Here is an 8,613-nt window from a genome sequence, read left to right on the forward strand (position 1 = left end):
AGGGGCAGCGCCCCTGATCTGCCTTTCCTGCCTTTCCTGCCTTTCCTGCCTTTCCTGCGTTTCCCTTCTTTCCTGCGTTTTCTGCGTTTACTGTCTTATTTCCGTGGAGGTATGGCCCATGACCTGTTCACGGGAGGGTTTGGCCGGGGAGCAGAGGGAGGCGGCTGCGGATTTGAGCATGCCTATGGGGGTAAGGGGGATGGGGGCCCAGTCGAGTTTCAGGGCCATGAGGGCACCGAGGGGGCCTGGGAGGGGGGCGAGGTTCAGGGGGGCGACGGCGCGGCGCAGAGAAGCGAGGGGGCCGGGGGAGCCGTCGGGCCACAGGGCTTCCCACAGGGGGAGGGCGGACACCATGCTTATGCGGCGGCCGGGGCAGGCGCGGTGCACCATGGCGTAGAGTTCCCATGGTTTGACGCCGAGGGGGGGCTCGGAGCACACGGCGCAGGCGTCGTCCTGGGGGGTCTCCCAGTGGGCGAGGGCGCTTTGGGGCACTCCGGCGAGGGAGCAGCGGTTCCACTCCATGATGATGATGCCGCGTGCGGCGACGCGCAGGGCTTCGGCGAGCACGTTTTCCCCTTTGTTCCGGGGCAGGGAGCTTATGCCGTGATGGATGAGCACGGCGTAATCGAAGAAGCCGTCGTCGAAGGGAAGGGCCTCGGGGCTGCCGCACTGGTAGGCCACGCGGTCTCCGGTCTGCTGTCTTGCGGCGGACAGGCAGGCCGGGGAGCGGTCGAGGGCGGTGACGTCGAAGCCCGCTTCCCAGAAGAATTCCGGGGAGAATCCGGCGTTCAGCCCCACCTGAAGCAGGGAGGAGCCGCGCCGTTTCCAGCCGGAAATGAGCTGATGCAGCACCTTTTGTCTTGCTTCGGAAAGGAACTGACGGCGATATTCGGCCATGAAGAGCCTCCTTTACGGCCTGCCGGGCGCGTCACGGGCGGGAAGCGGGGCTTCGTCCTGATGCGGGTCTATTTTTTGTCTTCGGAGTCGTCGTTCATCCAGCGGCTCAGGGCGTCGACGATGCGGCGGGCCTGATCGTTGCTGGAAATGGTGAACTTGGACTGCTGGCGGTATTCTCCGCCCGACTTCTTGTAGCGGCGGATGACGTAGCGGTCGGGGCCGTAGGTATCGTTTTCCTGCCATTCGCGGTAGCGGAAGAGCACCGTGGCCCATGCGCCCTTGGAGAGGACTTCCTTGTCTATTTCCTTTATTTTGAGAATGCCGTCTTCCTCGTAGTCCACCGTAAGTTCGTCAACCGTATTGTTCATGGGGTCCCCCGTTTCTGGTTAAATCTGAGGCATGCCGCGCCCGGTGCGCGGCTCTTGCGGACAGGTCAGCGCCTGACCCGGAAAAAGTTTTTGAGAATCCGCGCGCAGGCTTCGGCCTCCACGCCGCCGAAGCTCCAGGGTGCGGAGCCCGTGCAGGCGTAGTCGAGGCCTTCGAGACAGGAGCACACGGCTCCGGCCCGGGCGTCGGAGGCGCCGAACACCACGCCGGACACGCGCGACTCGCGTATGGCCCCCGTGCACATGAGGCAAGGTTCCAGGGTGACCACGAGCACGCAGCCGCCGAGGCGGTGATTGCCCGCGGCCGCGGAGGCCCGGCGCAGGGCCAGCACTTCGGCGTGGGCCGTAGGATCGTGCAGGCGCTCGGTTTCGTTGTGCGCCTCGGCAAGCACTCTGCCCTCCTCGTTCACGACCAGCGCGCCCACGGGCACCTCGCCCGATCTTGCGGCGCGGCCCGCGAGGCGCAGCGCCCTGAGCATGAGCGCGCGCCAGCTCGTTCCCGCGGGAGCCGGAGGTTCCGGCCCCCAGGAGGAAAGGGCACGCCAGCGCTCATTTTCGGGGCAGAGGTTGCAAAGTTCCATGCTCTAAAGAACCACGCGCCGACGTATGGTGGAAAGCACCTCTTCGGGCGTGTCGCACACGGTCACGAGATCGAGTTCCTCTTCGCGCAGGTAGCCGTCCTTGATCATGCGGCCGCGTATCCACTCCAGAAGTCCGTCCCAGAACGCATGGCTGTAAAGAATGATGGGGAATGGCTTGATGCGGTGCGTCTGCGCGAGCACGAAGGCTTCGGAAAGCTCGTCGATGGTGCCCATGCCGCCGGGCATGACCACGTAGGCTATGGAGTACTTCACGAACATGAGCTTGCGGATGAAGAAGTACCGGTAATCACTGCGGATGCTCAGGTACTTGTTGGGCTCCTGCTCCATGGGAAGATGGATGTGCAGGCCCACCGAAGGCGCGCCCGCCTCGCTTGCGCCGAGGTTGCCCGCCTCCATGAGGCCCGGCCCGCCGCCCGTGATGATGCCGTATCCCGCCTCGCCGAGGGTTTTCGCCACGCGGCGCGTTTCCTCGTACACGTCGGAATCCTCGCCGGGGCGCGCCGAACCGAAGATGGACACGCACGGCGGCAGACCGCTCAGGTCCTCAAAGCCGTCCACGATTTCCGCGAGTATGCGGAAAAGCCTCCACGACTCCTGCGCGGACAGGGAATCTATGATATACTGCTGCGACGTTGCGCTCATGGTTTCTCCTGTAAAAAGTCTTTTTCCAGCGTATCATAGCCCGCGGATACACGAGGCGCAAGAGGCGGTTCGGGCGGCGGCATGAAAAGTGCCGGAAAAGGACGTCCGCGTTCCGAAGCGCGGCCCGCGCTGCAAAACGGTCTTCGTTCCGTCTTGAAAAAGCGGGACGTTCATCGTATCCCAGAAGAAGAGGAGAACCCGGCCCGCAAAGCCGCGCCGCCCTTTTCCCCGCCGATTTCCCGCACAGGCTCGTCTTCCGGCGACCTCGAAGGCCCGGAAAGTCCCCGCAGAGGCTCCGCGCCTTCCGCAGAACTGCCCGCAGGATGCGCCCTCCCCCTCACCTTCGGAGACCCCATGTCCGAAAAACGTTCCACGCCTCCCGTTTCCGGGAAAAAGCCTCTTCCCTTCCTGCTTCATTCCTTCGTCTGCCTTTCCGTCATGTTCAGCGTCAGGCTGCTGCCCCCCGTTCCTCCGCTCACGGAACAGGGCATGGCGCTCATCGGCATTTTTCTCGGCGTCCTTTACGGCTGGATATTCATCGAGATCATCTGGCCCAGCATGGCCGGCATGCTGCCCCTCGTCCTCATAGGCGGACTCGCGCCCGAAGACATGCTCGCCCGGAGCTTCGGCAGTCCCACCGTGGTCATGATGTTCTTCATCTTCGTGTTCTGCGCCGCCATCAATCACTACGGCGTCTCGAAGCAGATTTCCCTGTGGATCATCACCCGGAAGTTCATCGCCGGAAGGCCGTGACTCTTCACCTACATGTTCTTTCTGTCCATCATGCTGCTCGGCGGCCTGACCAGCGCTTCCCCCGCCGCCCTCATAGGATGGAGCATCCTGTACGGCATCTGCGAGGTGTGCGGCTACCAAAAGGGCGACGACTATCCGAAACTCATGGTCTTCGGCGTGGTCTACGCCTCGCTGGTCGGCATGTCGCTCATTCCCTTCAAGCAGCTGGCCCTCACGGTCATGGGCACCTACGAAGCCCTTTCCGGCTCCTCCATCGACTACGCCGGATACATGGTGACGGCTCTCGTCATCTGTCTTGTCTGCTCCCTGCTCTTTCTGCTCTTCGCCCGCTGCGTCGTGCGGCCCGACGTCGGCAGGCTTGCAAACTTCCGGGCCGAAGCGCTCGGCAGCGTCAGCTTTTCCGGCAGTCAGAAAATCGTTCTGGGCTTTCTGCTCGCCCTTGTGGTGCTGCTGCTCATTCCCGCCTTTCTTCCTGAGGAACTCCCGCCCGTCGGACTGCTCAGGCGCATCGGCAACACGGGCATATGCATGCTCGTCATCGCGGTGATGTGTGCCGTAAGACGGAACGGCAGGCCCTTCCTGCCCTTCCGGGCCCTGACCGGCGGCGTCGCCTGGGGCATCATCTTCATTCTTGCGCTGGTGCAGCCGCTCTCCGGGGCCATGGCTGCGCCGGAAAGCGGCATCACGCCCTTCTTTCTGAGCCTGCTGCAACCGGTATTCGGTTCCGCCTCGCCTCTGTTCTTCGTCGCCTGCATGGGCCTGCTGGCCCTCTGCCTCTGTCAGTTCATCAACAACGGCGCCGTGGGTGCGGCGCTCATGCCCGTCATCTTCAGCTACTGTTCCGGCAACGGCACCAATCCGGTTCCTGCGGTCGTCATGGTGGTCATGAGCGTGCATCTGGCCTTCCTCACCCCGGCCGCAAGCTCCGCCGCCGCGCTGATGCACGGCAACGAGTGGACAGGAAGCCGGGACATATGAAAGACGGCCCCTCCTCTCATCATCGTCTCCTGGCTTGTCATGTACGCCTCGGTGCTGCTTCTGACCCCGCTGTTCTTTCAAAGCTGAGCCGGGCACGATTGCGCCGGGAAGACAAGCGCTTCCTTGTACCGGCGCGCCCCCTGCATCGCGCTCCCTTCCGTGCCTGCGCCCGGAGACGGACACGGTCATGCTTCTCCTTCCGTGCGCGTTCTGTCCAGGCTTCTGACCTCATGCGGGCCCGCATGACGATGCCCATGGGAAAAACGCTTCTGTATAACGAAGAACAAGGCCCATAAAAACCAAGTTTTTTCGTCGGTTCTTTCCTCTCATTCTTGCACAGGGGGAGGAAAACGCCTATGCTGCAACCATACGGAACCTTATTTTAGGAGTTGTGTCATGAAAATCACCTTTCTGGGGGCCGCCCAGACTGTCACCGGTTCCTGCTACGTCATAGAAACCGGCGCGTCTCGCTTTGCCGTGGACTGCGGTATGTTCCAGGGCAACTCCGCCATTGAAGAGCGCAACTTTCAGACCGACAACTATCGTCCCGACAAGCTGGACTTCATCCTGCTCACCCACGCTCACATCGACCATTCCGGCCTTCTGCCCCGCATGGTGAAAAAGGGCTTTGCGGGCAGCATCTACTGCACGCGCCCCACCGCCGACCTCGTCGCCATCATGCTCGAGGACAGCGCGCACATCCAGGAAATGGATCACGAGTGGAAAAGCCGCCACGACAAGCGGCGCGGCACGACCGAAAACGCCGGAAGCGAACCGCTCTATGAAACGGACGACGCCCTCGCCACGGCAAAGCTGCTCCGCCCCGTGGACTTCGACGCCGAAGTCTCTCCCGCCCCGGGCGTGAAGGTCAGATTCCGCCACGCCGGACACATTCTCGGCGCGGCCTTCCTCGAACTTTCCGTCACCGAAGGCGACAAGGTGACCCGCCTCGTGTTTTCCGGCGACCTCGGACGCCCCGGCGCGCTGCTTCTGCCCGACGCCGCCATGCCCGAAACCCCGGACTGGCTCTTTGTGGAATCCACCTACGGCGACAGAGACCACAAGGGCGAGGCCGACACGCTCGAAGAACTCGCCGAGGCCGTGGACTACAGCTTCTCCCGGAACGAAAAGGTGATCATTCCCGTGTTCGCCGTGGAGCGCACGCAGGAAATCCTTTACAGTCTGCTCATTCTTAAAAAGCAGAACCGCCTGCCCGCGGGAATGCCCATCTATGTGGACAGTCCCCTCGCATCCAAGGCCACGCAGGTCTTCATGAAGTACGCCGATCACCTGCGCACCCCGGAATTCACGGTCGAAGACTTCAAGGCCACGCCCGACGGCCTCGTGCGCTTCACCCAGAGCGCCCAGGAATCCCAGAAGCTCAACACCATGGAAGGCCCGGCCATCATTCTGTCGGCAAGCGGCATGTGCAACGCCGGCCGCATACGCCATCACCTCAAGCACAACCTGTGGAAGGAAGGCGTGAGCATCGTGTTCGTGGGCTATCAGGCCATGGGCACCCCGGGCAGAAAGCTCGTCGACGGCGCAAAGACCCTGCGGCTCTTCGGCGAAGACGTGGCCGTGGCCGCAAAAATATTCACCATCAACGGCTTCTCCGCCCACGCCGGACAGAGTCAGCTTCTGGAATGGATAGGCGGCATGGCCCGTCCGGGCATGAACATCGCCCTCGTGCACGGCGAACCGAAGGCCCAGCAGATCCTTGCCGGACTCATCAAGGAACGCTTCGGCATCACGCCGCGCATTCCCGAGTATCTGGAAGAGGCCACCATCGAAGGCACGGCCGCGCCCGAAGTGCACGTGCCGAGCCCCTCGCGCGCCAAGCCCCGCGTGGACTGGAACTTCCTCGCCGGAGAACTCGAACAGCGCGCCGCCCAGGTTCGCGAACGCCTCGCCCACATCGACGACATCCCCTGGGAGGAGCAGACCGAACTGCGCGACCGCCTCGTGGAAATCGAACGCGATCTCGTGCTCTTCCTCTCCCAGCTCTGATTCCTTCCGGCCCCCGCACCACGCGGGGGCCCTCTTGTCAGCGCTTCGCACACGCGCTATTTTTACTCTTCCGCGTCCGTGCGCGATCAATGTCTTCCGCCTCCTCTCAGCTCCACGCCCGGGGAGGCCTTCGCGCCTGTTCTGCGCGGCAAACCTCATCCCGGATCTTTTCCGGCGGCGCGCCCCGCGCGCCTCTCTCAGGAACCCTTCATGCGAATCATTGCCGGAGCCTGTCGCGGACGCACTCTCCAGACCGTCACCGGGCCGGGCTACCGTCCCGCCATGGGCAAAGTGCGCGAATCCCTGTTTTCTATGCTCGAGGCGCGCGGCGTCGTGTGGGGCGCCATGCGCGTTCTCGACGTGTTCGCGGGCAGCGGAAGCCTCGGCTTCGAGGCCCTGAGCCGCGGCGCACTCTTTGCCGACTTCATCGAAAAAGACCACAAGGCCGCAGAATGCCTGCGCAAGAACGCCGCCAATCTCGGCCTTGCCGACCGCTGCGCCATCCATGAGGAAGACGCCCTTCGCGTCACCGCACGCCGTCCCGCCGAACCCTGTCAGCTCATCTGCATCGACCCTCCCTACGGCGCCAACCTCTTCAAGCCCACGCTCAGAAACATCATCCGGCAGGGCTGGCTCGCCGACGACGGCTTTCTTGTCGCAGAAGTGGAAAAAGGACTCACGCTCCGCGCCGACGCGCAGTACGATCTGCGCCTTGAGGCAGAACGACTCTACGGAAACACGAGGATTCTGGTATGGGTGAAGAACGCATAGCCATCTACCCCGGCACCTTCGATCCGCTCACCAACGGCCATGAGTGCATCATTCGCCGCGGCCTCGAACTGTTCGATACCGTCATCGTGGCCGTGGCCAGAGACTGCGGCAAGCATCCGCTCTTCTCCCTCGAAGAGCGCGTGGACATCGTGCGCGAGGTCTTTGAAGGCATCCCCGGCGTGAAGGTCATGCCCTTTGCCGGCCTGCTCGTGGACTTCGCCGCCGGCGTGGGCGCCAAAGCCATACTCCGCGGCCTGCGCGCCGTCTCCGACTTCGATTACGAATTTCAGATGGCCCTCATGAACCGCAAGCTCCAGCACGACGTCCAGACCATTTTCCTCATGTCCGACCTGCGCTGGATGTACATAAGCTCCACCAACATACGCAACGTGGCATCCCTCGGCGGCGACGTGCGCTGCCTCGTGCCCCCCACCGTCATACCCCGCCTGCGCCGCGCCTACCACCTGCCCGACTCCTGGCCCGGCACCTCGAACTGCGGCAGCGACGACATGAGCGACGACGACCTGCTCGAATGCCCCGGCGAGGAGCTCCGTTCATGAACGCAGCCCCCGGCATCCTCTGCATCGTCGGTCCCACAGGCTCCGGCAAGACCGCCGCGTCCCTGTACCTCGCCGCCCTGCTGGAAAAGGCCGGATGCCCCGCCGCCGTCATCAACGCCGATTCCAGACAGGTCTACCGCGACTTTCCCGTCATCACCGCCCAGCCCTCGGCCGAAGAACGCCGCGTCTGCCCCCACAAGCTCTACGGCTGGCTCGAAACCACGGGAAAAATCTCCGCAGGACAGTGGGCCGACACGGCCGTCGCCGCCATCCGAGAAACCCTTGCGGAAGGCCGCATCCCCATGCTCGTGGGCGGCACGGGCTTCTACCTGCGCGCCCTGCTGGACGGCATTGCCGCCATCCCACCCGTGGACCCGGCCATCACCGCAAGACTCTCCAGAGAATGCGAAACCCTGGGCGCCCCCGCCCTGCACGCGCGCCTTGCCGCCGTCGACCCCGACTACGCCGCCAGAATCCACCCCAACGACAGCCAGCGCAACGTCCGCGCCCTCGAAGTGTGGGAAGCTACCGGAAAAACCTTCTCGTGGTGGCACCGCCAGACCACGCCGCCCGCTCCCTGGCCCGTCCTCCGCCTCGGCATAGGCCTCCCCCTCCCGGAACTCTCCCCCTTCCTCAAAAAGCGCATCGACATCATGATCGAACAGGGCGCCCTCGACGAGGCCAGACGCGCCCTCGATATCTGCCCCGATGCCTCCGCCCCCGGCTGGTCCGGCATAGGCTGCGCCGAAACCGCCGCATTCCTCCAGGGAAAAATATCCCTCCCCCAATGCCTCGAGCTCTGGATGAAAAATACCCGCGCCTACGCCAAACGACAGTGGACCTGGTTCCGCGCAGACAAACGCATCCAATGGTTCCGCCCCGGCGAACACCGGAAGCTCGAAGCCCCGGTACGTGAATTCCTCGGGATTTAATCAGGGGCGCCGCCCCTGGCCCCCGGAAAGGCAATGCGGGGGAAATAATTCCCCCCGCGCCCCCCTGTTTCGCCTTGCGGCT

Annotated in this window: 10 protein-coding genes; 6 read left to right on the plus strand and 4 right to left on the minus strand. The window is 63.7% G+C overall.

Annotated elements, in window-relative coordinates; all coding sequences use genetic code 11:
* Positions 1–87: 87 nt before the first annotated feature.
* The 4 genes from QZZ60_RS08880 to QZZ60_RS08895 form a co-directional block, all read right to left on the minus strand.
* Complete coding sequence (locus QZZ60_RS08880; protein ID WP_295640620.1) at positions 88–897, minus strand: class I SAM-dependent methyltransferase; 810 nt, start codon at positions 895–897, stop codon at positions 88–90.
* A gap of 68 nt (positions 898–965) precedes the next feature.
* Positions 966–1,265 (minus strand): hypothetical protein, encoded by a 300-nt coding sequence (locus QZZ60_RS08885; RefSeq protein WP_295640622.1) that lies wholly within the window; start codon positions 1,263–1,265, stop codon positions 966–968.
* A 65-nt stretch (positions 1,266–1,330) separates the two neighbouring features.
* Positions 1,331–1,864 carry a nucleoside deaminase gene (locus QZZ60_RS08890; RefSeq protein WP_295640624.1) on the minus strand — a complete coding sequence of 178 codons (534 nt, stop codon included), beginning with the start codon at positions 1,862–1,864 and terminating at the stop codon, positions 1,331–1,333.
* A gap of 3 nt (positions 1,865–1,867) precedes the next feature.
* On the minus strand, positions 1,868–2,527 hold the full coding sequence (locus tag QZZ60_RS08895; RefSeq protein WP_295640626.1) for a TIGR00730 family Rossman fold protein: 660 nt from the start codon (positions 2,525–2,527) through the stop codon (positions 1,868–1,870).
* Between the two features lie 354 nt (positions 2,528–2,881).
* Here QZZ60_RS08895 and QZZ60_RS08900 point away from each other — a divergent pair, with 354 nt between their 5' ends.
* From QZZ60_RS08900 to miaA, 6 genes are all read left to right on the plus strand, one after another.
* Positions 2,882–3,280: a hypothetical protein gene (locus QZZ60_RS08900; protein ID WP_295640628.1), complete on the plus strand. Its 399-nt coding sequence runs from the start codon at positions 2,882–2,884 to the stop codon at positions 3,278–3,280.
* Positions 3,281–3,292: 12 nt separating this feature from the next.
* Positions 3,293–4,258, plus strand: a complete 966-nt coding sequence (locus tag QZZ60_RS08905) for a hypothetical protein (RefSeq protein WP_295640630.1) — start codon at positions 3,293–3,295, stop codon at positions 4,256–4,258.
* Between the two features lie 396 nt (positions 4,259–4,654).
* On the plus strand, positions 4,655–6,268 hold the full coding sequence (locus QZZ60_RS08910) for an MBL fold metallo-hydrolase (protein WP_295640632.1): 1,614 nt from the start codon (positions 4,655–4,657) through the stop codon (positions 6,266–6,268).
* Positions 6,269–6,478: 210 nt separating this feature from the next.
* Positions 6,479–7,039 carry a 16S rRNA (guanine(966)-N(2))-methyltransferase RsmD gene (rsmD, locus tag QZZ60_RS08915; protein ID WP_295640633.1) on the plus strand — a complete coding sequence of 187 codons (561 nt, stop codon included), beginning with the start codon at positions 6,479–6,481 and terminating at the stop codon, positions 7,037–7,039.
* Positions 7,021–7,599: a pantetheine-phosphate adenylyltransferase gene (gene coaD, locus QZZ60_RS08920; protein WP_295640635.1), complete on the plus strand. Its 579-nt coding sequence runs from the start codon at positions 7,021–7,023 to the stop codon at positions 7,597–7,599. The genes rsmD and coaD overlap by 19 nt, the downstream gene beginning before the upstream one ends.
* Entirely contained in the window at positions 7,596–8,531 is a 936-nt protein-coding gene (miaA, locus tag QZZ60_RS08925; protein WP_295640637.1) for a tRNA (adenosine(37)-N6)-dimethylallyltransferase MiaA, read from the plus strand. The genes coaD and miaA overlap by 4 nt, the downstream gene beginning before the upstream one ends.
* Positions 8,532–8,613 lie beyond the last annotated feature (82 nt).

Origin of the sequence: uncultured Mailhella sp., from assembly GCF_905187505.1 — a bacterium.
Classification (GTDB): Bacteria; Desulfobacterota; Desulfovibrionia; order Desulfovibrionales; family Desulfovibrionaceae; genus Mailhella.

Coding starts and splice junctions, on each gene's coding strand:
- coaD (WP_295640635.1), top strand. CDS start 7,021: ATGGGTGAAGAACGCATAGCCATCTACCCCGGCACCTTCGATCCGCTC.
- QZZ60_RS08905 (WP_295640630.1), top strand. CDS start 3,293: ATGTTCTTTCTGTCCATCATGCTGCTCGGCGGCCTGACCAGCGCTTCC.
- QZZ60_RS08880 (WP_295640620.1), bottom strand. CDS start 897: ATGGCCGAATATCGCCGTCAGTTCCTTTCCGAAGCAAGACAAAAGGTG.
- QZZ60_RS08900 (WP_295640628.1), top strand. CDS start 2,882: ATGTCCGAAAAACGTTCCACGCCTCCCGTTTCCGGGAAAAAGCCTCTT.
- QZZ60_RS08885 (WP_295640622.1), bottom strand. CDS start 1,265: ATGAACAATACGGTTGACGAACTTACGGTGGACTACGAGGAAGACGGC.
- miaA (WP_295640637.1), top strand. CDS start 7,596: ATGAACGCAGCCCCCGGCATCCTCTGCATCGTCGGTCCCACAGGCTCC.
- QZZ60_RS08910 (WP_295640632.1), top strand. CDS start 4,655: ATGAAAATCACCTTTCTGGGGGCCGCCCAGACTGTCACCGGTTCCTGC.
- rsmD (WP_295640633.1), top strand. CDS start 6,479: ATGCGAATCATTGCCGGAGCCTGTCGCGGACGCACTCTCCAGACCGTC.
- QZZ60_RS08890 (WP_295640624.1), bottom strand. CDS start 1,864: ATGGAACTTTGCAACCTCTGCCCCGAAAATGAGCGCTGGCGTGCCCTT.
- QZZ60_RS08895 (WP_295640626.1), bottom strand. CDS start 2,527: ATGAGCGCAACGTCGCAGCAGTATATCATAGATTCCCTGTCCGCGCAG.